Origin of the sequence: Streptomyces sp. NPDC093568 (assembly GCF_044764945.1) — a bacterium.
In the GTDB taxonomy this organism is placed as follows: Bacteria; Actinomycetota; Actinomycetes; order Streptomycetales; family Streptomycetaceae; genus Streptomyces.
The window spans coordinates 386,737-406,640 of sequence record NZ_JBIWJD010000004.1 but is presented as its reverse complement, the minus strand read 5'-3'; the positions used below and the strand labels follow the sequence as shown (position 1 = coordinate 406,640).

Below are 19,904 nucleotides of genomic sequence, written 5' to 3'. Positions count from 1 at the left end.
TAGTGCGGCACACCGCCGCCGACCTGGGCAGGTGCATTGTTTGAGCGTCCGATCGAGCTCCTCCGTATCCCTTTCCGCTTCCCCGGACTCAAGGAGCCCGTTCACCGATGCCAGACACCATCCCGCCGACGATGGGGCCCTCGGATGAGGATCTCGCCAAGCGGCTGACCCACGCCCGCTACCCGCGCAGCAACAGCTACGACGCCCGCTGGGTCGTCGAGAACCAGATGGGCCCGAACGCACTCTGGCTGCTGGAGTGGCTGGCCCCCGCCCTCGGTCTGGACACCCTGCGCCCGTGCGCCCGCGTCCTCGACCTGGGCTGCGGCCGGGCGATGACCTCCGTCTTCCTGGCCAGGGAGTACGACGCCCAGGTCACCGCCGCCGATCTGTGGATCGAACCCGACGACAACGCCCGCCGTGTCACCGAGGCCGGCTTCGCCGACCGGGTGCTGCCGGTACGCGTGGAGGCGCACGACCTGCCGTTCGCCGAGGGCGGCTTCGACGCGATCGTGAGCGTCGACGCGTACCAGTACTTCGGCACCGACGATCTGTATCTGCCCACGCTCACCCGCCTGTTGAAGCCGGGCGGGCGGATCGGGGTCGTCGTACCGGCCCTGCGCGAGGAGCCGGCCGGCATCGAGCCGCCGGAGCATCTGAAGCCCTACTGGGAGCCCGACTACTGGTGCTTCCACTCCCCCGAGTGGTGGCGGCGGCACTGGACCCGCGGTGGCGCCGTCGAGGTCGAGACCGCCGACTGGCAGCCGGACGGCTGGCGGGACTGGCTGCTGTGGTGCGACGTCGTCGCCGAGGAGAGCCCGGAGGAGTTCCATCGCACGATGGCCCGCCGGGTCGGCGAGATGGTGCGCCGGGACGAGGGGCGCGCGCTGGGCTTCGTACGGCTCGTAGGGCGCCGTAAGTGAGCCCCTGAGCAGCACGACGGCCCCGGAGGACCTGCCTCCGGGGCCGTACTCACTGAGTCTCAGCCCTCGCTGACGCCCAGCTTCTCAAGGATCAGCTCCTTGACGCGGGCCGCGTCGGCCTGGCCCCGGGTCGCCTTCATGACCGCGCCGACCAGGGCGCCGGCCGCGGCGACCTTCCCGGAGCGGATCTTGTCGGCGATGCCCGGGTTGCCGGCGATGGCCTCGTCGACGGCGGCACCCAGGGCGCCCTCGTCGGAGACGACCTTCAGACCGCGCTTGTCGACGACCTCGTCCGGGGTGCCCTCGCCCGCGAGGACGCCCTCGATGACCTGGCGGGCCAGCTTGTCGTTCAGGTCGCCCTTCGAGACCAGCTCGGAGACGCGGGCGACCTCGACCGGCGTGATGGACAGCTCGTCCAGCGACTTGCCCGACTCGTTGGCGCTGCGCGCCAGTTCGCCCATCCACCACTTGCGGGCGGAGGCGGCGTCGGCACCGGCGTCGATCGTGGCGACGATCGGGTCCAGCGCGCCGGCGTTGAGGATCGCCTGCATGTCGAGGGCCGTGATGCCCCACTCCTCGAGGAGCCGGGTACGACGGGCCAGCGGCAGCTCGGGCAGGGCCGCCCGGATCTCCTCGACCCACTCACGGGTGGGGGCCACCGGCACCAGGTCCGGCTCGGGGAAGTACCGGTAGTCCTCGGCCTCTTCCTTCACGCGGCCCGAGGTCGTCGACCCCGTGTCCTCGTGGAAGTGACGGGTCTCCTGGACGATCGTCCCGCCGCCGCTGAGCACGGCCGCGTGCCGCTGGATCTCGAAGCGGGCCGCGCGCTCCACGGACCGCAGCGAGTTGACGTTCTTCGTCTCAGAACGCGTACCGAACTTCTCGGTGCCGTTCGGGCGCAGCGACAGGTTCACGTCGCAGCGCATCTGGCCCATCTCCATGCGGGCCTCGGAGACGCCGAGCGCCCGGATGACCTCGCGCAGCTCACGGACGTACGCCTTCGCCACCTCGGGAGCACGCTCGCCCGCGCCGACGATCGGCTTGGTGACGATCTCGATGAGCGGGATGCCGGCGCGGTTGTAGTCCAGCAGCGAGTGCGAGGCGCCGTGGATACGACCGGTGGCGCCACCGACGTGGGTGGACTTGCCGGTGTCCTCCTCCATGTGGGCGCGCTCGATCTCCACGCGGAAGGTCTCGCCGTCCTCCAGCTGCACGTCGAGGTAGCCGTTGAAGGCGATCGGCTCGTCGTACTGGGAGGTCTGGAAGTTCTTCGGCATGTCCGGATAGAAGTAGTTCTTCCGGGCGAAGCGGCACCACTCGGCGATCTCGCAGTTCAGCGCGAGACCGATCTTGATCGCGGACTCGACTCCGGTCGCGTTGACGACCGGGAGCGCGCCGGGCAGGCCGAGGCAGGTGGGGCAGGTCTGCGAGTTGGGGTCGGAACCCAGCTCCGTGGAGCACCCGCAGAACATCTTGGTCTTGGTGCCGAGTTCGACATGGACCTCGAGGCCCATGACGGGGTCGTACGACGCCAGCGCGTCCTCGTACGACACCAGGTCGGTCGTGGTGGTCACGGTGAAACTTCCCTCTCAGCCCAGCAGGACGTCGTCGTCGCCCAGCCGCTTCAGCTCGCGGTAGAGGATGGCGAGGCCGGTGACGATGGCGGCGGCGGACACGGCGGCGTCGATCAGGCGCAGCGTGTCGCTCTCCACGCGGGCCTTCTTGGCCTGCTTGGCGACGGTGACCGCACCGAACGCGGTGGTGGCCATGGACAGGTACAGACCGGACTTGGACTTCTTGAAGTCCTTCGCCTTGGACAGCTTGCTCACAGCGACGGTGCCTCCTCCAGGAGCGGGTGCCCCCACTTTTCCACGAAGGCCGCCTCGACGGCCGCCCCGACCTTGTAGAGACGGTCGTCCTTCATCGCCGGGGCGATGATCTGGAGGCCGACGGGGAGGTTGTCCTCCGGGGCCAGGCCGCAGGGCAGCGACATGGCGGCGTTGCCCGCGAGGTTGGTCGGGATGGTGCACAGGTCGGCGAGGTACATCGCCATCGGGTCGTCGGCGCGCTCGCCGATCGCGAAGGCGGTGGTCGGCGTCGTCGGGGAGACGATGACGTCGACCTGCTCGAAGGCCTTCTCGAAGTCGCGCGTGATGAGCGTGCGGACCTTCTGGGCGCTGCCGTAGTACGCGTCGTAGTAGCCGCTCGACAGGGCGTACGTGCCGAGCATGATGCGGCGCTTGACCTCGGGGCCGAAGCCCGCCTCGCGGGTGAGCGAGGTGACCTCCTCCGCGGAGTGCGTGCCGTCGTCGCCGGTCCGCAGGCCGTAGCGCAGGCCGTCGAAGCGGGCGAGGTTGGAGGAGCACTCGGAGGGCGCGATCAGGTAGTACGCCGACAGGGCGAGGTCGAAGGACGGGCAGTCCAGCTCGACGATCTCGGCGCCGAGCTCCTTCAGCAGCGCGACGGACTCGTCGAAGCGCTGGATGACGCCGGCCTGGTAGCCCTCGCCGCGGAACTGCTTGACGACGCCGACCCGCATGCCCTGCACACTGCCGTTGCGGGCGGCCTCGACGACCGGCGGGACCGGGGCGTCGATGGAGGTGGAGTCGAGCGGGTCGTGCCCGGCGATGACCTCGTGCAGCAGGGCCGCGTCCAGGACCGTACGGGCACAGGGGCCGCCCTGGTCGAGGGAGGACGAGAAGGCCACCATGCCGAAGCGGGAGACCGCGCCGTACGTCGGCTTCACGCCCACCGTGCCGGTGACGGCGGCCGGCTGGCGGATGGAGCCGCCGGTGTCGGTGCCGATGGCGAGGGGGGCCTGGAAGGAGGCGAGCGCGGCGGAGGAGCCGCCACCGGAGCCGCCGGGGATCTTGGTGAGGTCCCACGGGTTGCCGGTCGGCCCGTAGGCGCTGTTCTCCGTCGACGACCCCATGGCGAACTCGTCCATGTTGGTCTTGCCGAGGATGACCACGTCGGCGGCCTTGAGGCGCTTGGTGAGCGTCGCGTCGTACGGCGGGATCCAGCCCTCGAGGATCTTCGAACCGACGGTCGTCGGAATGCCCTCGGTGGTGAAGATGTCCTTCAGCGCGAGCGGGACGCCGGCCAGCGGGCCGAGCTTCTCGCCCTTGGCGCGCTTGTCGTCGACGGCACGGGCCTGGGCGAGCGCACCCTCGCGGTCGACGTGCAGGAAGGCGTGCACCTTCTCGTCGACGGCCTCGATGCGGGCGAGGTGGGCCTCGGTGACCTGCACGGCCGTGAGCTCGCCGGAGGCGATCTTCTCGGCGGTCTCGGCGGCCGTGAGCTTGATGATGTCCGTCATGGCGATTAGTCCTCCCCCAGGATCTGCGGCACCTTGAAACGCTGCTGCTCCTGGGCCGGGGCGCCGGAGAGCGCCTGCTCGGGGGTGAGCGACGGACGGACCTCGTCCGCCCGCATGACGTTCGTCAGCGGGAGCGGGTGCGAGGTCGGCGGTACGTCTTGGTCGGCGACCTCACTGACGCGTGCGACCGCGCCGATGATGTCGTCCAGCTGTCCCGCGAAGTGCTCGAGCTCTTCGGGCTTCAGCTCCAGACGCGCCAGCCGTGCGAGGTGGGCGACCTCCTCGCGCGTGATGCCAGGCATGCAGCGATCCTCTGGGGTGAGTGTGTGTGGTTTGGGGCTGGGGCTAGTCGTCCCGTTCCCGTCGTCCGCCCGGAGGGCGGGTCGCGCGGCGAGCGTGCGTGCCGGGCGTCGCGCGACAGACGGGAACGGGACGACTAGCCCCAATCCTATGGGGCGGGGAGTGGTGGCCGTGAAACGGTTTCCCCCGCCCCGCTCGTCGTCACCCGCGGCGGCGCTCCCAGACCTCGCTCTTCATGAAGTGGTTGTCGTACAGCTCCTGCACTTCCAGCAGGCTCTCCGCGGTGGCCTCGCCCAGGGCGATGCGCTGGAGGTGGCGGAAGTACTCGAAGCGTTCGACGCCCGGGGTGATGACGATGAGCAGGTCGGCGTCGGCGCCCGGTACGGCGGCGAAGGCGTGCGGTTTGCCGGGCGGCACGACGACCACGTCGCCGGGCCCGGCGGTGACGACTTCGTCGCCCGAGAGGATCTCGGCGGCGCCGTCGAGCAGGAGGAACATCTCGGCGGAGTTGTCGTGCCAGTGCGGTTTGGCGCCGTCGGCGCCGCCGGTGAGCGTGACGCGCTGAGTGGACAGCGCCCCGCCGGTCCGGCTGCTGTCGGCCAGCAGCCGGACGGTGGTGGGCGCCCGGCCGACCGTCTCGGCCTCGGCCGCACGGACGATCACGGTCTCGTCGAACTTCGGAACGAACATCGACATGTCTCGAACCTCCGGTGCGAGATCGGTGTGGTCGGTGGTGTCGAGGCACTCAGACGAGGAAGAGCAGGACGGCGCTGATGAGGACGACGACCGCCGTGGCGAAGTGAACGCCGAAGGCCACCGCCTTCGCTCCGCCGTGCCGCAGCACTATCAGTGTGTCGAAGAGCGGGATGAGTGCCACGGCGAGCATGAACCAGGCCTCGGCGCGGGCGCCGACGAAGAACAGCAGCGCCAGGCCCACCACGCCGAAGGTGCCGTCCCGCAGGCCCTTGACGGAGAGATAGGCGCCGGCGTCGCCCTCCGGCCGGGCCGGGACGCCGTAGCCGGTGGCGGCCGAGGCGGGCTGGAGCAGGAACCGGTAGCCGAGGAACAGGCAGAACAGGTTGAGCACGACGGCCAGGGTGTACGCGGTCACGGTCATGTCTTGACTCCTCGCTAGCACCGCTAGGGACAAGAGCGAAGCTAGCAGAGCATCGACAGTCACGCTAGCGCTGCTAGAATTTCTGGCATGTCGATTCAGACGCGCAAGGAGCGCGAACGAGCGGAACGCGAGCGGCTGATCGTCACGGCCGCACGGGAACTCGCGGAGACGGAGGGCTGGGACGCGGTGACGACCCGCCGGCTCGCGGCCGAGATCGAGTACAGCCAGCCCGTCCTCTACAGCCACTTCAAGGGCAAGGACGCGATCATGGCGGCGGTCGCGGTGCAGGGCTGCGCCGACCTGGCGGACGAACTGCACACGGCCCGTACGGCGGCGAAGGGCACCCGCGCGGCGCTGGCGGCGGTGGGCGAGACCTACACGGCGTTCGGCCGGCGGCGGCCAGCGCTCTACGACGCCATGTTCACCTACCGGGTGGACCTGCCGTTCGCCACGGACGAGGCCCCGGAGCCGCTGAAGCGGGCCTTCGGGGAGATCGCGGCGGCGGTGGAGCCGATCGCCGAGGAGGGCGAGGACCTCGGGGCGCTCACGGAGACGTACTGGGCGGGCCTGCACGGCCTGGTGACGCTGATGCGCAGCGGGCGGCTACCGGAGAGGGATCATGAGCGGAGGCTGGCGCTGCTGATCGGACACTTCACCGCGGGGGCGGATCGCTGAACCCGAATCGGCGCCGGCTTGCGGCTGGACACCGCCCTGAAGGGGGCGCGGGGCTAGACCGATGTGCGGCTCCGCCGCGTGGGCGCGACCGGCCACGGCGGCGCCGCAACCGCCGCACCACCCGTCGCGGCGCCCACAGGAGACCTACTCGGCGGCCGGCAGTGCCGCGCGCGGCCGCTGCCATCCTCGCGACCCTCGCGCCAGCAGCCACGCCGTCGTCTCCTCCGGCGGCATGGCCGCGGCCACCAGCCACCCCTGTACGGCGTCGCAGCCCAGGTCCCGAAGCCGCTCCCACGTCTCGTCGTCCTCGACGCCCTCGGCGACCACGAGCAGCCCCAGCGAGTGCGCCAGGTCCACGGTGCAGCGCACGATCTCGGCGTCCTCGTTGTCCACCGCGAGCCGGGCCACGAACGACCGGTCGATCTTCAGCTCGCTCACCGGCAGCCGTCTGAGGTGCACGAGCGACGAGTAGCCCGTGCCGAAGTCGTCCAGCGACATCTTGACGCCGTGGCCGGTCAGTCCGGCCAGCGTGTCCGCGGCGCGCTGCGGGTCCTCCAGCAGCACGTGTTCCGTTATCTCCAGTTGGAGCGCTCCCGCCGGGACCCCGTGCCGGGCGAGCCGGGCGGCGACGGAGCCAGCGAAGCCGGGTGTGTGCACGTCACGGGGTGAGACGTTGACCGCGACCGGCACATACAGCCCCTGGGCCCGCCAGCGGGCCACCTGCGCCAGCGCCGTCTCCAGCACGTACTCCGTCAGATGCGGCATCAGCCCCGACGACTCGGCGATCGCTATGAACTCGTCCGGCGGCACCTTGCCGCGTTCCGGGTGCACCCACCGGACCAGGGCCTCGAGCCCCGCGACCTGGCCGTCGAAGCGGACCTTGGGCTGGTAGTGCAGTTCGACCTCGTGCGCGTCGAGGGCTCGGCGCAGATCCCCCAGCAGGCCCAGCCGGTCGGGGGTGTTCGAGTCGCGCTTGGACTCGTAGACCTCCACGCCCGTGCGGTCGCGCTTCGCCTGGTACATCGCCACGTCCGCGCGCCGCAGCAGCCCCTCGGCGTCGAGGGCGTGGTCCGGGAAGACGGCGACGCCGGCGCTGGCCTCCAGGACCAGGGTGAGGCCGTCGAGGTCGAGCGGGGAGCTGAGGGCGGTGACCAGGCCGCGGGCGACGCGGGTCGCGGACGTCGTGGAGTCGGCGACCGGTAGTAAGACGGCGAACTCGTCACCGCCGAGCCGCGCGGCCTCCGCTCCGCGCGGCAGGGCGAGCCGCAACCGGTCCGCTATCTGCAACAGCAGCCGGTCACCGGCCAGATGACCGAGGGTGTCGTTCACCGACCGGAACCGGTCGAGGTCGATCAGCATCAGGGCGGACCGGGCGCCGATGCGCTCGGCGTCGTCGAGCGCCGTCCAGATGCGTTCCAGCAGCCACTGCCGGTTGGGCAGCCCGGTCAGCGGGTCGCGCAACTGCTCCTCCGCCCGGGCCCGGGCTATCCACAGCGTGGAGTCGAGGGCGACGAGCGGGATGGCGAACAGCGGCAGCAGCAGGGGCTTGGCGATGGCGACGACACACACCAGCGGCGCGATGCCGAGCAGCGCGACCGCGACCAGGCCCTGGCGCACCAGCGCGGTGCGCTCGACGGTGGGCAGGCCGCCGCGCGGGGCCTGGAGGTACCACAGCAGGACACGGGTGACCGCGAGGTAGGCGGCGGCGACGAGCACCACCCCGGGGGCGGTGTAGAGCGTCCAGGTGTCCGGGTTCCAGGGGGTCTCGACGGTGGGCACCCTGCCGAAGGCCGCCAGCACCAACGCTCCGGCGGCGATGCCGAGGATGTCCACCGCGCCGTGCAGCACACCCTGGCGCCAGCGGTTGCGCCGGGCGACGCCGACCAGGACGACGACGGTGAGGCTGACCATGCCGGCGGGCACCCAGCCGTAGAGCATCAGCACGGCGATGGTCAGGGCGGCGCCGGATCCGGTGCCGCCCCACCAGCGGGCCCGGCCGAGGGCTACCAGGTGGCCGACGATGATGCCGGTCAGCACGGCCAGCGACCAGCCGACGGTGCCGGACGGGAAGAGGGCGTGGTTGTCGGTGAACGCGCGGTAGAACCCGGCGCCCAGGACGAACCCGGCCGCCGCGACGACCGCCGCGGGCAGCGCCGGCCAGGACAGGTGCCGTTCGTGGTCGGAGTCCGGCAGCCCGGCGGTGTGCTCCACGCCGAGCGGCACGACGGTACGCCCGTCCACCACGCCGGGCGGCCCGGCGGCGCTCCCCGCGCCTCTTTCCGCGCGCGAACGCTCCGCGGTCCGCGCCGCCCACCCCCGCCATGCGCCGGCGATCCGGCGCAGCCGTGAGCGCGGGGCGGCGCTCTCGGTCGGTTCCATTCCCGTCCCTCTCACACCCGGCGGTGCCCACGCCACGCGGCCCCGATGCCCGACAACAACCTTCAACGGCACCGCGTTGGAAAACCCTTCCCCTCGCCCTTCAAAGCCCTTCAGAGCCAAGGAGATGCCCCAACCGCAGTTGGGCACGGCAGGCGCATATCTCAACAGTAGGCCGCAGAAGGCTCCTACGGGCAGCGGTCGTCGACGGTTGCCCGAATGCGCCCCAGCCACCCGTATGCATCTGGTATGCGCCGATCAGGGTGCCTTCAACCGCTACTGCTCGTTCGGGAGCGCAACTTCGGCCGCCGCCTCGGGGCCCTGCTCCAGCAGGACGTTGAAGCCGTCCTCGTTCAGAACAGGCACCTTGAGCTGCATGGCCTTGTCGTACTTGGACCCGGGGCTGTCACCCACGACAACGAAGGATGTCTTCTTCGAAACGGAACCGGTTACCTTCGCCCCGCGGCTCTGGAGCGCGTCCTTGGCCCCGTCGCGCGTGAAGTGCTCCAACGTGCCGGTGACGACGACCGTGAGCCCCTCCAGCGGGCGCGGGCCTTCGTCCTCGCCGGTCGACTGCTCCTCCAGCGGGACCCCGGCGGCTTTCCACTTGCGGACGATCTCGCGGTGCCAGTCCTCGGCGAACCACTCCTTGAGCGCGGCGGCGATGATGGGACCGACGCCGTCGGTGGCCGCCAGCTCCTCCTCGGTGGCCTGTTCGATGCGGTCGACCGAGCGGAACTCGCGCGCGAGGGCCTGCGCCGCCACCGGGCCGACATGGCGGATGGACAGGCCGTTGAGGAACCGGGCGAGCGGGCGCTGCTTGGCCGCCTCGATGTGCTCCAGCAGGGCCAGGGTGTTCTTCTTCGGCTCGCCCTTCTGGTTGGCGAAGACCGTGACGACCTTCTCCTCGCCCGTCTTGGGGTCCCGCTTGGGCAGACCGCTGTCCGGGTCGAGGACGTAGGCCTTGATGGGCAGCAGCTTCTCCACCGTCAGGTCGAACAGGTCGCCCTCGTCGACCAGCGGCGGGTCGGCCGGCTCCAGTGGGCGGGTGAGCGCCGCGGCGGCCACTCCGCCGAAGTGCTCGATGTCCAGGCACTCGCGGCCCGCGAGGTAGGAGACGCGCTCGCGCAACTGGGCCGGGCAGGTACGGGCGTTGGGACACCGCAGGTCGATGTCGCCCTCCTTCATGGGCCTGAGCGCGGTGCCGCACTCGGGGCACTCGCTCGGCATCACGAACTCCCGCTCGCTGCCGTCCCGCAGGTCGACGACCGGGCCGAGGATCTCCGGGATGACGTCGCCGGCCTTGCGGATGACCACGGTGTCGCCGATCAGGACGCCCTTGGCCTTGACGACCTCCTGGTTGTGCAGCGTCGCGAACTCGACCTCGCTGCCCGCGACCGTGACCGGCTCCACCTGGGCGTACGGGGTGACCCGGCCGGTGCGGCCGACGCCGACCTTGATGTCGACGAGCTTGGTGTTGACCTCTTCCGGCGCGTACTTGTACGCGATCGCCCAGCGCGGGGCCCGCGCGGTGGAGCCGAGGCGGCCCTGGAGGCGGATCTCGTCGAGCTTGACGACGACTCCGTCGATCTCGTGCTCCACGGAGTGGCGGTTCTCGCCGTAGTAGGCGATGAACTCCCGGACGCCGCCCAGGTCGTCGACGACCTTGTTGTGCACCGAGGTGGGCAGGCCCCAGGTCTTGAGGAGGTCGTAGGCCTGGGAGAGGCGGGTCATGCCGGTGAAGCCCTCCAGGGCGCCGATGCCGTGGACGACCATGTGCAGCGGGCGGGTGGCGGTGATCCGCGGGTCCTTCTGGCGCAGCGAACCGGCGGCGGCGTTGCGCGGGTTGGCGAAGGGCTTGTCGCCCGCGGCGACCAGTCGCTCGTTGAGGTCGAGGAACTTCTCCATCGGGAAGTAGACCTCGCCGCGGATCTCCACCAGGTCGGGGACCTTGTCGCCCCGCAGGCGGTCGGGGATCTCCGCGATCGTGCGGACGTTGGGGGTGATGTCCTCGCCGGTGCGGCCGTCGCCGCGGGTGGCCGCGCGGGTGAGGCGGCCGTGCTCGTAGGTGAGGTTGACGGCGAGGCCGTCGACCTTCAGCTCGCACAGGAAGTGGTACTCCTGCTCGCCCAGTTCACGCGCGATGCGGTCGACCCAGGTGGCCATTTCGTCGTCGTTGAAGGTGTTGTCCAGCGAGAGCATCCGCTCGCGGTGCTCGACCGCCGTGAACTCCGTCTCGTACGCCCCCGCGACCTTCTGCGTCGGCGAGTCCGGTGTGCGCAGCTCCGGATGCTTCTCCTCCAGCGCCTCCAGCGTCTTCAGCAGCTTGTCGAAGTCCGCGTCGCTGATGACCGGAGCGTCCTTCACGTAGTACCGGAAGCGGTGCTCCTCGACCTGCTCCGCCAGCTGCGCGTGCTCTTCGCGGGCCTCGGCGGGCACCGCCGTCGTCTCCGCCTGCTTGTCGCCGGCCACCGTGTGTCCTCCCGTTACTCTGGGTTGTCCGCGAGGGATCTCGCCGCCCGGACGCAGTGGGCGAGAGCCTTGCGCGCGTACTCGGGGGAAGCCCCCGCGAGTCCGCACGACGGCGTGAGCGTGACGGCCTCCGCGAGAAGCCCCGGTGACAGTCCCAGCCTGCGCCACAACGTCCTGACACCCATGACGCTACCGGCAGGGTCTGACAATCGGCCGTCCGTGCCCGGGACGACACCTGCGAAGAGCCGGGTGCCGCCTTCCACCGCCTCGCCGATGGCGTCGTCGTCACGCTCGGTGAGGAGCGAGAAGTCGAAGGAGATCGCCGCCGCGCCCGCCCGGCGCAGCAGGGCGAACGGGACGTCCGGTGCGCACGAGTGGACCACGACCGGGCCGCCGCCGTGAACCCCGACGACGTCGCGCAGGCCGGCCTCGACGATCTGCCGGTCCACCGCCCGGTGGGTCCGGTAGCCGCTGGCCGTCCTGACCTGGCCGCGGAGCACGGCGACGAGGGAGGGCTCGTCGAACTGCAGGACGACCTGGGCGCCGGGGACGCGGCGGCGGACCTCCGCGAGGTGCTGGCGCAGTCCCTCCGCGAGCGAGGCGGTGAGGTCGCGGCAGGCGCCGGCGTCGGAGAGGGCGGCCTCACCGTTCTTCAGCTCCAGCGCGGCCGCGAGCGTCCAGGGCCCCACGGCCTGGACCTTGAGCTGACCCTCGTATCCCTGGGTGAACTCCTCCAGGGCATCGAGGTCCTCCCCCAGCCAGGACCTGGCCCGCCTGGTGTCCCGGCCCGGCCGGTCCCCGATCCGCCATCCGCTGGGCTCCACGCGCGCGTACAGCTCGGCGAGCATCCCGGCGGTCCGGCCGATCATGTCCGCGCCGGGGCCGCGGGCGGGCAGTTCGGCGAGGAACGGGAAGTCCTCGAAGGACCCGGTGGCCGTCTTGGCGGCCTCACGGGCGTCGCCGCCGGGCAGGGAGCCGACGCCGGTGGCGGGGGCGAAGGTGAACTGGCTGTTGTCACTCACCTGGACAGCGTATGTAACCCTTCGGCCCGCGCCGCACCGGACGAGGGGGTCACCGCCCCGGGCGCACCGTCAGGTCGTTGATCTCGGCGTCCCTCGGCAGGTCCAGGGCCGTCAGGATCGTCGTCGCCACCGACTCGGGGTCGATCCACTTCGCGGCGTCGTACTCCTTGCCCTCCTGCTGGTGGACCTTGGCCTGCATGGGGCTGGCGGTGCGGCCCGGGTAGACGGAGGTCACGCGGACCCCGTTGCCGTGCTCCTCGTGGCGCAGGGAGTCCGCGAGGGCCTTCAGGCCGTGCTTGGAGGCGGCGTAGGCGGACCAGTCGGCGTGGGCGTTGAGGCCGGCGCCGGAGTTCACGAAGATCACGTGGCCGCGGGCGGCGCGGAGTTGGGGGAGGAAGTGACGGGTCAGCTCGGCCGGGGAGATCAGGTTGACGTTGAGCTGGTGACGCCAGGACTTCGGGGTCAGGTCGCCCACCGGGCCGAGGTCGACGACGCCGGCGATGTGCAGCAGGGAGTCCACCCGGTCCGGAAGTGACTGGTGCGAGAAGGCCCAGGACAGCTTGTCCGGGTCGGCCAGGTCGCCGACCAGCGTCTTCGCGCCGGGGAACGCCGCCGCCAGCTCCTTCGCGCGGCCCGCGTCGCGCGCGTGGAGGACGAGTTCGTCCCCGCGCGCGTGCAGGCGGCGGGCGACGGCCGCGCCGATGCCGGAACCGGCTCCGGTGATCACATGTGTAGCCATGCCCGCCATGCTCGCATCAACGGGAGGTCATTCGATCCCCCGGCTCTCCTCCAGGTACGCCAGCGCGCCCACCGGCTCCTCCGCGAAGAACACCAGGTCGGTCAGCGGGCGAGGCAGGAAGCCCTCGTCCTCCATGCGGCGGAACTGCTCCTTCAGGCCGTCGTAGAAGCCCGCGGTGTTGAGCAGGACCACCGGCTTGTCCGTGTGGCCGTGCTTCTTCAGCTCCAGGATCTCCGTGGCCTCGTCCAGGGTCCCCGTGCCGCCGACCATGATCACCACGGCGTCGGCCTTCTCCAGCAGCAGCATCTTGCGTTCCGCGAGGTCCCCGGCGATCACCATCTCGTCCGAGCCCTGACGCGCCTTGGCCGCCAGGAAGTCCACCGAGACCCCGCACAGCCGCCCTCCGGCCTCCTGCACGCCGTCGGCGACCACCTTCATCAGCCCGACGTCGGAGCCGCCCCACACGAGCGTGTGCCCGCCCTTGCCCAGCAGTTTCGCGAACTCACGCGCGGGGCGCGTGTAGCGGTCGTCGAGGTCGGCGGCGGAGAGGAAGACGCAGATTCGCATGAGGCCACCGTACGCGGGAAGAACCGGGCGCCCGCGAGCGCTTTCGCTGTCATGGCTGATGGACACACGATCACGATCGAGCAGGGCACGCGGCGCGTGCGGGTGGTGCACGGCGGCCAGGTCCTCGCGGAGAGCGACCGGCCTCTCGTCCTGCGGGAGACGGGCTGTCCCGTGCGCTACTACATCCCGCCCGAGGACGTACGGCTCGACCTGCTGAAGCCCTCCGAGACGCACACCTACTGCCCCTTCAAGGGAACCGCCTCCTACTGGTCGCTGCCGGACGCGGCGGACCTCGTCTGGGCCTATCCGGACCCGAAGCCGGACGTAGCGGAGATCAAGGACCACCTCTGCTTCTACGAAGTCGAAGTGTCGTGAGTGATTAGTTCCGTGCCGTACGGCAATCTCCACAGACATGGATATGAACACCATGTCGGCCGACGGCACCTCCCTCGCGTACGAGATCACCGGCGAGGGCCCGGCGGTGATCCTGATCAGCGGGGCGATGTCCACGGGGGGCACGGTGGCACCACTGGCCGTGCCCCTGTCGGACCGCTTCAAGGTCGTCGTGTACGACAGGCGCGGGCGCGGTGAGAGCGGTGACACGGCGCCGTACGCGGTGGAGCGCGAGGTCGAGGACCTCGCCGCGCTGATCGAGGCGGTGGGCGGGGAGGCCGCGCTGTACGGCACCTCTTCGGGCGGCGCGCTCGCGCTCGAAGCGGCGGCGAGCGGGCTGCCGGTGCGTCAGGTCGCGGTGTACGAGGTGCCGTTCGCGGTCTACGAGGGCGGCGCGAAGGAGCGGGCCGAGTACACCGAGCGCCTGACCGAGGCGCTCGACGAGGGGCGTCCCGGGGACGCGGTCGAGCTGTTCCTGCGGCTGGCCGGGATGGCCGAGCAGATGATCCAGGGCGCCCGCCAGTCCCCCCTGTGGCGCGGCATGGAGACGATCGCGCCGAGCCTGGCCTACGACAACGCCGTGATGGGCGACGGCCTGGTCCCCCGGGAACGGCTCGCGTCCATCACGGTCCCGGTGCTGTCCGTCGCCGGCGACGCGAGCCCCGCGTGGATGCGGGAGGCGGCACGCGTGATCGCCGAGACCGTGCCCGACGGCTCGTACCGGAGTCTTCCGGGACAGACGCACATGGTGGAGCCCGAGGTGCTGGGGCCGGTGCTGGTGGAGTTCTTCGGGGCGTGAGCGGGACCGGCCGCTGACCAGCCCCGTCTGCCCCGTCCTCCCGTCCCTCAGACGGCCGTCGGCGTGGCCCGTACCGTCGACGCGATCGTCGCCGACCCCACCACGCGCGTGCCGTCGTACAGGACGACCGCCTGGCCGGGGGCGACGCCGCGGACCGGCTCGCTGAACGTGACCTCCAGCTCGCCGTCGACGAGCTCCGCGGTCACCTCGGTCTCGCCGCCGTGGGCGCGCAGCTGGGCGGTGTAGGTGCCGGGGCCGGTCGGAGCGGCGCCGCACCAGCGGGGCTTGACGGCGGTGAGGGCGCTGACGTCCAGGGAGGCCGCCGGGCCCACCGTCACGGTGTTGTCGACGGGCGAGATGTCCAGGACGTAGCGCGGCTTGCCGTCCGGCGCCGGGGTGCCGATGCGCAGGCCCTTGCGCTGGCCGATCGTGAAGCCGTACGCGCCCTCGTGCGTGCCGAGCCGGGTGCCCGACTCGTCGACGATGTCGCCCTCCGCCTTGCCGAGGCGCTTCGCGAGGAAGCCCTGGGTGTCGCCGTCGGCGATGAAGCAGATGTCGTGCGAGTCGGGCTTCTTGGCGACCGCGAGGCCCCGGCGCTCGGCCTCCGCGCGGATCTCGTCCTTCGTCGTCACGGTGTCGCCGAGCGGGAACATCGCGTGCGCCAGCTGCCTGTCGTCCAGGACGCCGAGGACGTACGACTGGTCCTTGGCCATGTCGGAGGCGCGGTGCAGCTCGCGCGTGCCGTCCTCGCGCAGGACGACCTGCGCGTAGTGGCCCGTGCAGACCGCGTCGAAGCCGAGGGCGAGGGCCTTGTCGAGCAGAGCGGCGAACTTGATCTTCTCGTTGCAGCGCAGGCACGGGTTCGGGGTGCGGCCGGCCTCGTACTCGGCGACGAAGTCCTCGACGACGTCCTCGCGGAAGCGGTCGGCGAGGTCCCAGACGTAGAACGGGATGCCGATGACGTCGGCGGCGCGGCGGGCGTCGCGGGAGTCCTCGATGGTGCAACAGCCCCGCGCGCCCGTGCGGAAGGATTGCGGGTTCGCGGAGAGCGCGAGGTGGACGCCGGTGACGTCGTGGCCCGCTTCGGCGGCGCGGGCGGCGGCGACGGCGGAGTCGACCCCGCCGGACATGGCGGCGAGGACGCGGAGGGGGCGGGAGGGCTGCGCGGTGTCAGTCATAACCCTTCCAGGGTACGGGGAGGCGGGAACCAGGGCCCGCGAGTATCCGTTGACGATCACATGGGACAGCGGAAGGCTTCGAAGGACGGCGACCGGAAGGTCGGGCGCCGTGCGTTGCTCATCGGCGGGACGGCGGCCGCCGTGGGCACGGCCGTGCTGGCCCGCGACGAGCTGGCGCGCCTGTGGTGGCGGGTGCCGGGCGTGGAGAAGCCGCGCAAGGACGGCGAGGTCGACTTCGCCGGGGCGCGGTGGGTGGCGGCGTCGGACGCGAACTGGCGGCGGGCGGACCGGCCCGACGACTACGGCATAGACATGGTGATCATCCATGTCACCCAGGGCAGCTACGACAGCGCGGTGAAGGTCTTCCAGGACCCTGAACACGGTGCGGCGGCGCACTACATCGTCCGCAAGGACGGCCACGTCACGCAGATGATCCGCGAGCTGGACGTGGCGTACCACGCGGGCAACCGCGACTACAACGAACGCAGCGTCGGCATCGAGCACGAGGGCTTCGTGGACCGGCCGCAGGACCTCACGGACGAGATGTACGAGGCCTCGGCCCGCCTCACGGCCCGGATATGCGCGCGCTACGACATCCCCGTCGACCGCGAGCACATCATCGGGCACGTGGAGGTGCCGGGGACGGACCACACCGATCCCGGGGAGCACTGGGACTGGGACCGGTACATGAAGCTCGTACGGGCGGCGCGTACGGCTCCCGCGTGACGGCCCGGGTCGCGGGCACGGCCCAGGTCGCGGACACGACCCAGATCTCGGGCACGGCCCAGGTCCCGGGACAGCACACCTAGGTCGCGGACACGACCCCGGTCGCGGACACGGCCTAGGTGAGGCCCGCCGCCCGCGCCCGTTCCACCGCCGGTCCGATCGCCTTGGCGAGTGCCTCGACGTCGGCCTCCGTGGAGGTGTGGCCGAGGGAGAAGCGGAGGGTGCCGCGGGCCAGGTCGGGGTCGGTGCCGGTGGCCAGCAGGACGTGACTGGGCTGGGCCACGCCCGCGGTGCAGGCGGATCCGGTGGAGCACTCGATGCCCTGGGCGTCGAGGAGCAGCAGCAGGGAGTCGCCCTCGCAGCCCGGGAACGTGAAGTGGGCGTTGGCCGGGAGGCGGCCCTGCGGTGCCGGGTCGCCGCCGAGGATCGCGTCCGGGACCGCCGTACGGACCGCGTCGACCAGGGCGTCGCGCAGGGCGCCGATCTCCCGGGCGAACCACTCCTGCTGTTCGGCGGCGAGGCGGCCGGCGACCGCGAAGGAGGCGACGGCGGGGACGTCGAGGGTGCCGGAGCGGACGTGGCGCTCCTGGCCGCCGCCGTGCAGGACGGGGACGGGACTCTGGTCGCGGCCGAGGAGCAGGGCGCCGATGCCGTACGGGCCGCCGATCTTGTGACCGGAGACGGTCATCGCGGCGAGGCCGGAGGCGCCGAAGTCGACGGGGACCTGGCCGAAGGCCTGGACGGCGTCGGCGTGCAGGGGGACGCCGAACTCCTTGGCCACGTCGGCCAGTTCGCGGATCGGCATGATCGTGCCGATCTCGTTGTTGGCCCACATCACGGTGGCCAGGGCGACGTCGGCGGGATCGCGGGCGATGGCTTCGCGCAGGGCGTCCGGGTGGACCCGCCCGTGGGAGTCGACGGGGAGGTACTCGACGTCGGCGCCCTCGTGCTCGGCGAGCCAGTGGACGGCGTCGAGGACGGCGTGGTGTTCGACGGGGCTGGCCAGGACGCGGGTGCGGGCCGGGTCGGCGTCGCGGCGGGACCAGTACAGGCCCTTGACCGCGAGGTTGTCGGCCTCGGTGCCGCCGGAGGTGAGGACGACCTCGCTGGGGCGTGCGCCGAGGGCTTCCGCGAGGGTCTCGCGTGCCTCTTCGACAGTGCGCCTCGCGCGGCGGCCGGATGCGTGGAGGGAGGAGGCGTTGCCGGTGACGCCCAGCTGGGCGGTCAGAGCCTCTGCCGCCTCCGGGAGCATGGGGGTCGTCGCGGCGTGGTCGAGGTAAGCCATGGTGGCCACGATTCTAAAGGGCGCCGGTAAGAGGCCCGGTGTCAAGGCCGCCCGGCGATCGAGGCCGTACTGGGCAAGGCGTTGAGCGGCAGCCTCCCGGCGCCGCGGGCCGCGCCTCGGCCCGCTAGAAGCTCCAGGACACCGTGCTGTCCATCTGCACGAACGCCAGCAGGACCAGCAGGTCGGCGACGCCCAGGCCCATGCCCAGGTAGGCCCGGCCCTTGCGGCCGGTTCCCCGCCACAGGGACACGGCGGCCAGGACGATGGCGACGGGGCCGAGGAAGATGTTGAAGACCAGCAGGCCGAGGAGGCCGAGGATGAAGGACGCCACGGCCATGCCGTCCGCGTCACGGGTGCGCGGGCGGTTGCCGGGGCGGGCGGTGGCCGGTGCGGTGAGATGCATGACGGTCAGCTCCTGAGGTGTCGGTGCGGTCGGGTGGGCGAAGTCAGTTGCGGCGGGCGTGCCGCTCGCGGGCGGCGAAGACGCCAAGCCAGACGGCGATCACGGCGGCGGTGACGGCGGTGAAGGCGAGCGGCGCGTGGGCCACGGCGCCGAGCACCACGCCCAGCAGCAGGAGTGCGGCGACGAGGAACAGCATGGGTCGGATCCCCCTCCGAGGTCTGTCTGAGAAACCTCAGCCTTTGAGACCTCAGCCTTGAGACCTCACACTTCGAGATCTCTCACTGCGAGGTCTCTCGCTTCGATCTCTCTCGTTACAGTTCGGTGAACAGTTGTAGTAACACTTGTTCACTGACCACCAAGTCTAGCGCGCCCTACGACTTTTCAATTCCAGAGAACAGTTGTTAACTGCATGGCATGAGTCACACCCTCGGCATCCGGCAGGCCCAGAAGCAGAAGACCCGGCAGTCGCTCCTGGACGCGGCGTTGGGACTGCTGGAGGAGCAGAGCCTGAGCAGTCTGGGCCTGCGCGAGGTCACGCGCGCGGTCGGCGTCGCCCCGACGGCCTTCTACCGGCACTTCCGCTCCACCGCCGACCTCGGGGTCGCCCTCGTCGAGGAGGCGCTCGGCAGCCTGCACCCGATGATCCGCACGATCGTCTCCTCGGCCGGCGACAGCGACCAACGCATCGAGCGGGCCGTCGAGCTGATCGCCCGTCATGTCGAGTCGCATCCGGCCCACGTCCGCTTCATCGCCCGCGAGCGGCACGGCGGAGTGCAGTCGGTGCGCGAGGCGATACAGGACCAACTGGCCCGGTTCGCCGAGGAGGTGAAGGTCGCGCTCGCCAAGGACCCCGTCTCCGAGGGCTGGAACGACGACGACCTCCTCATGCTCGCCAACCTCTACGTCGACCAGATGCTGATGACGGCCTCGCTCTTCCTCGACGCCCTGGAGAAGCCGGAGGAGGAGCGGGGTGGGGTCGTCCAGGTCGCCACCCGTCAGATGCGGCTGATCAGCATCGGCCGCGCGCACTGGCTGGACTGAACACCGGCGCCCGCCGGCCCACTCGGGTGCCGGCGGTACGACGAGGGGCGGCACCCCCGGCGATCGGGAGTGCCGCCCCTGTCGTACTACACGCAAGGCGTCGTGCGACGTCCGCGTCAGCTCTTGGTCGCCGACGCCCGCACGCTCGGAAAGCCGCTCGGGGCGCCGCTCGGCGCGTCACTGGGAGCCGCCCCGCCCTGGCCACCACCCGGTCCGCCACAGCCGCCTCCCTGGCCTCCGGGACCGCCCTGACCGCCGACCTGCCCGCTGCCCTGGCCCCCGCCCGGGGCCCCACTGGGCGCACCGGACGCCCCGGCCGAAGGCGCCCCCGAGGGCACACCGCTCGGCAGACCCGAAGGCGCGCCGCTCGGCGCCCCGCTGGGCGCACCCGACGGCCGCTCACAGGAGGACGACCGCTGTCCCGGGTTGCCGCTGTTCGAGGTCGACGACGAGTCGCCGGACCCGCAGGCCACGAGGGCCAGGGGCGAGAGCGCCAGCAGGGCCGCGGCGGGGAGGAGACGCGCACGCTTCATGAGAGACAGCTCCATGGAGGATGAGGAAAGTCCTGGAGC

The 19,904-nt window shown here is 71.4% G+C and carries 22 protein-coding genes; 6 read left to right on the top strand and 16 right to left on the bottom strand.

Annotated elements, in window-relative coordinates:
- Nucleotides 1–107: 107 nt before the first annotated feature.
- Nucleotides 108–920, top strand: a complete 813-nt coding sequence (locus ACIRD7_RS19265; RefSeq protein WP_403454529.1) for an SAM-dependent methyltransferase — start codon at nt 108–110, stop codon at nt 918–920.
- A gap of 59 nt (nt 921–979) precedes the next feature.
- On the opposite strand, the gene gatB is transcribed toward ACIRD7_RS19265, so the two are convergent.
- From gatB to ACIRD7_RS19235, 6 genes are all read right to left on the bottom strand, one after another.
- Nucleotides 980–2,494, bottom strand: coding sequence for an Asp-tRNA(Asn)/Glu-tRNA(Gln) amidotransferase subunit GatB (gene gatB, locus ACIRD7_RS19260; RefSeq protein WP_403454527.1), 1,515 nt, complete (start codon nt 2,492–2,494; stop codon nt 980–982).
- Nucleotides 2,495–2,509: 15 nt separating this feature from the next.
- Nucleotides 2,510–2,749 carry a hypothetical protein gene (locus tag ACIRD7_RS19255; protein ID WP_403454526.1) on the bottom strand — a complete coding sequence of 80 codons (240 nt, stop codon included), beginning with the start codon at nt 2,747–2,749 and terminating at the stop codon, nt 2,510–2,512.
- Nucleotides 2,746–4,239, bottom strand: a complete 1,494-nt coding sequence (gatA, locus tag ACIRD7_RS19250) for an Asp-tRNA(Asn)/Glu-tRNA(Gln) amidotransferase subunit GatA (RefSeq protein WP_403454524.1) — start codon at nt 4,237–4,239, stop codon at nt 2,746–2,748. Before gatA ends, ACIRD7_RS19255 begins: the two co-directional genes overlap by 4 nt.
- Nucleotides 4,240–4,244: 5 nt before the next feature.
- Nucleotides 4,245–4,541 carry an Asp-tRNA(Asn)/Glu-tRNA(Gln) amidotransferase subunit GatC gene (gene gatC / locus ACIRD7_RS19245; RefSeq protein ID WP_007384860.1) on the bottom strand — a complete coding sequence of 99 codons (297 nt, stop codon included), beginning with the start codon at nt 4,539–4,541 and terminating at the stop codon, nt 4,245–4,247.
- A 199-nt stretch (nt 4,542–4,740) separates the two neighbouring features.
- On the bottom strand, nt 4,741–5,235 hold the full coding sequence (locus tag ACIRD7_RS19240) for a cupin domain-containing protein (protein WP_403454522.1): 495 nt from the start codon (nt 5,233–5,235) through the stop codon (nt 4,741–4,743).
- A 49-nt stretch (nt 5,236–5,284) separates the two neighbouring features.
- Nucleotides 5,285–5,656, bottom strand: coding sequence for a DUF4267 domain-containing protein (locus ACIRD7_RS19235; RefSeq protein ID WP_403454519.1), 372 nt, complete (start codon nt 5,654–5,656; stop codon nt 5,285–5,287).
- Between the two features lie 87 nt (nt 5,657–5,743).
- On the opposite strand from ACIRD7_RS19235, the gene ACIRD7_RS19230 reads away from it, so the two are divergent.
- On the top strand, nt 5,744–6,331 hold the full coding sequence (locus ACIRD7_RS19230; RefSeq protein ID WP_403454516.1) for a TetR/AcrR family transcriptional regulator: 588 nt from the start codon (nt 5,744–5,746) through the stop codon (nt 6,329–6,331).
- Nucleotides 6,332–6,475: 144 nt separating this feature from the next.
- Here ACIRD7_RS19230 and ACIRD7_RS19225 read toward each other — a convergent pair whose 3' ends face one another.
- The 5 genes from ACIRD7_RS19225 to ACIRD7_RS19205 form a co-directional block, all read right to left on the bottom strand.
- Nucleotides 6,476–8,710 carry a putative bifunctional diguanylate cyclase/phosphodiesterase gene (locus ACIRD7_RS19225; protein ID WP_403454513.1) on the bottom strand — a complete coding sequence of 745 codons (2,235 nt, stop codon included), beginning with the start codon at nt 8,708–8,710 and terminating at the stop codon, nt 6,476–6,478.
- 273 nt (nt 8,711–8,983) lie between these two features.
- Nucleotides 8,984–11,179, bottom strand: a complete 2,196-nt coding sequence (ligA, locus tag ACIRD7_RS19220) for an NAD-dependent DNA ligase LigA (RefSeq protein ID WP_403454511.1) — start codon at nt 11,177–11,179, stop codon at nt 8,984–8,986.
- Nucleotides 11,180–11,193: 14 nt separating this feature from the next.
- On the bottom strand, nt 11,194–12,201 hold the full coding sequence (locus ACIRD7_RS19215) for a methionine synthase (RefSeq protein ID WP_403454508.1): 1,008 nt from the start codon (nt 12,199–12,201) through the stop codon (nt 11,194–11,196).
- Nucleotides 12,202–12,250: 49 nt separating this feature from the next.
- Entirely contained in the window at nt 12,251–12,949 is a 699-nt protein-coding gene (locus tag ACIRD7_RS19210; RefSeq protein WP_403454505.1) for an SDR family oxidoreductase, read from the bottom strand.
- Nucleotides 12,950–12,967: 18 nt separating this feature from the next.
- Nucleotides 12,968–13,507 carry a TIGR00730 family Rossman fold protein gene (locus tag ACIRD7_RS19205; protein WP_403454502.1) on the bottom strand — a complete coding sequence of 180 codons (540 nt, stop codon included), beginning with the start codon at nt 13,505–13,507 and terminating at the stop codon, nt 12,968–12,970.
- A 51-nt stretch (nt 13,508–13,558) separates the two neighbouring features.
- Here ACIRD7_RS19205 and ACIRD7_RS19200 point away from each other — a divergent pair, with 51 nt between their 5' ends.
- Nucleotides 13,559–13,882 (top strand): DUF427 domain-containing protein, encoded by a 324-nt coding sequence (locus tag ACIRD7_RS19200; RefSeq protein WP_403454500.1) that lies wholly within the window; start codon nt 13,559–13,561, stop codon nt 13,880–13,882.
- A gap of 37 nt (nt 13,883–13,919) precedes the next feature.
- Nucleotides 13,920–14,699 carry an alpha/beta fold hydrolase gene (locus ACIRD7_RS19195; protein WP_403454498.1) on the top strand — a complete coding sequence of 260 codons (780 nt, stop codon included), beginning with the start codon at nt 13,920–13,922 and terminating at the stop codon, nt 14,697–14,699.
- Between the two features lie 47 nt (nt 14,700–14,746).
- On the opposite strand, the gene mnmA is transcribed toward ACIRD7_RS19195, so the two are convergent.
- Nucleotides 14,747–15,877 carry a tRNA 2-thiouridine(34) synthase MnmA gene (gene mnmA / locus ACIRD7_RS19190; RefSeq protein WP_403454495.1) on the bottom strand — a complete coding sequence of 377 codons (1,131 nt, stop codon included), beginning with the start codon at nt 15,875–15,877 and terminating at the stop codon, nt 14,747–14,749.
- A 60-nt stretch (nt 15,878–15,937) separates the two neighbouring features.
- Between mnmA and ACIRD7_RS19185 the strand changes: the two genes are divergently transcribed.
- The gene (locus tag ACIRD7_RS19185; RefSeq protein WP_403454493.1) at nt 15,938–16,603 is read left to right on the top strand and encodes an N-acetylmuramoyl-L-alanine amidase; all 666 of its coding nucleotides are present in this window, start codon (nt 15,938–15,940) and stop codon (nt 16,601–16,603) included.
- 115 nt (nt 16,604–16,718) lie between these two features.
- On the opposite strand, the gene ACIRD7_RS19180 is transcribed toward ACIRD7_RS19185, so the two are convergent.
- From ACIRD7_RS19180 to ACIRD7_RS19170, 3 genes are all read right to left on the bottom strand, one after another.
- A complete protein-coding gene (locus ACIRD7_RS19180; RefSeq protein WP_403454491.1) occupies nt 16,719–17,888 on the bottom strand; it encodes a cysteine desulfurase family protein in 1,170 nt (389 codons plus the stop codon).
- Between the two features lie 124 nt (nt 17,889–18,012).
- On the bottom strand, nt 18,013–18,291 hold the full coding sequence (locus ACIRD7_RS19175) for a DUF4190 domain-containing protein (RefSeq protein ID WP_403454490.1): 279 nt from the start codon (nt 18,289–18,291) through the stop codon (nt 18,013–18,015).
- 43 nt (nt 18,292–18,334) lie between these two features.
- The gene (locus ACIRD7_RS19170; RefSeq protein ID WP_403454489.1) at nt 18,335–18,487 is read right to left on the bottom strand and encodes a hypothetical protein; all 153 of its coding nucleotides are present in this window, start codon (nt 18,485–18,487) and stop codon (nt 18,335–18,337) included.
- Nucleotides 18,488–18,705: 218 nt separating this feature from the next.
- Here ACIRD7_RS19170 and ACIRD7_RS19165 point away from each other — a divergent pair, with 218 nt between their 5' ends.
- On the top strand, nt 18,706–19,332 hold the full coding sequence (locus ACIRD7_RS19165; protein WP_403454488.1) for a TetR family transcriptional regulator: 627 nt from the start codon (nt 18,706–18,708) through the stop codon (nt 19,330–19,332).
- A gap of 116 nt (nt 19,333–19,448) precedes the next feature.
- Here the strand turns inward: ACIRD7_RS19165 and ACIRD7_RS19160 are convergent, their stop codons facing one another.
- Nucleotides 19,449–19,865 carry a hypothetical protein gene (locus ACIRD7_RS19160; protein ID WP_403454487.1) on the bottom strand — a complete coding sequence of 139 codons (417 nt, stop codon included), beginning with the start codon at nt 19,863–19,865 and terminating at the stop codon, nt 19,449–19,451.
- Nucleotides 19,866–19,904: the final 39 nt, after the last annotated feature.

Excerpts from the sequence above, each read along its gene's own strand:
- ACIRD7_RS19265 (WP_403454529.1), top strand. The coding sequence starts at position 108 with ATGCCAGACACCATCCCGCCGACGATGGGGCCCTCGGATGAGGATCTC.
- gatA (WP_403454524.1), bottom strand. The coding sequence starts at position 4,239 with ATGACGGACATCATCAAGCTCACGGCCGCCGAGACCGCCGAGAAGATC.
- gatC (WP_007384860.1), bottom strand. The coding sequence starts at position 4,541 with ATGCCTGGCATCACGCGCGAGGAGGTCGCCCACCTCGCACGGCTGGCG.
- ACIRD7_RS19240 (WP_403454522.1), bottom strand. The coding sequence starts at position 5,235 with ATGTCGATGTTCGTTCCGAAGTTCGACGAGACCGTGATCGTCCGTGCG.
- ACIRD7_RS19235 (WP_403454519.1), bottom strand. The coding sequence starts at position 5,656 with ATGACCGTGACCGCGTACACCCTGGCCGTCGTGCTCAACCTGTTCTGC.
- ACIRD7_RS19230 (WP_403454516.1), top strand. The coding sequence starts at position 5,744 with ATGTCGATTCAGACGCGCAAGGAGCGCGAACGAGCGGAACGCGAGCGG.
- ACIRD7_RS19225 (WP_403454513.1), bottom strand. The coding sequence starts at position 8,710 with ATGGAACCGACCGAGAGCGCCGCCCCGCGCTCACGGCTGCGCCGGATC.
- ACIRD7_RS19210 (WP_403454505.1), bottom strand. The coding sequence starts at position 12,949 with ATGGCGGGCATGGCTACACATGTGATCACCGGAGCCGGTTCCGGCATC.
- ACIRD7_RS19205 (WP_403454502.1), bottom strand. The coding sequence starts at position 13,507 with ATGCGAATCTGCGTCTTCCTCTCCGCCGCCGACCTCGACGACCGCTAC.
- ACIRD7_RS19200 (WP_403454500.1), top strand. The coding sequence starts at position 13,559 with ATGGCTGATGGACACACGATCACGATCGAGCAGGGCACGCGGCGCGTG.
- ACIRD7_RS19195 (WP_403454498.1), top strand. The coding sequence starts at position 13,920 with ATGGATATGAACACCATGTCGGCCGACGGCACCTCCCTCGCGTACGAG.
- mnmA (WP_403454495.1), bottom strand. The coding sequence starts at position 15,877 with ATGACTGACACCGCGCAGCCCTCCCGCCCCCTCCGCGTCCTCGCCGCC.
- ACIRD7_RS19185 (WP_403454493.1), top strand. The coding sequence starts at position 15,938 with ATGGGACAGCGGAAGGCTTCGAAGGACGGCGACCGGAAGGTCGGGCGC.
- ACIRD7_RS19180 (WP_403454491.1), bottom strand. The coding sequence starts at position 17,888 with ATGGCTTACCTCGACCACGCCGCGACGACCCCCATGCTCCCGGAGGCG.
- ACIRD7_RS19175 (WP_403454490.1), bottom strand. The coding sequence starts at position 18,291 with ATGCATCTCACCGCACCGGCCACCGCCCGCCCCGGCAACCGCCCGCGC.
- ACIRD7_RS19170 (WP_403454489.1), bottom strand. The coding sequence starts at position 18,487 with ATGCTGTTCCTCGTCGCCGCACTCCTGCTGCTGGGCGTGGTGCTCGGC.
- ACIRD7_RS19165 (WP_403454488.1), top strand. The coding sequence starts at position 18,706 with ATGAGTCACACCCTCGGCATCCGGCAGGCCCAGAAGCAGAAGACCCGG.
- ACIRD7_RS19160 (WP_403454487.1), bottom strand. The coding sequence starts at position 19,865 with ATGAAGCGTGCGCGTCTCCTCCCCGCCGCGGCCCTGCTGGCGCTCTCG.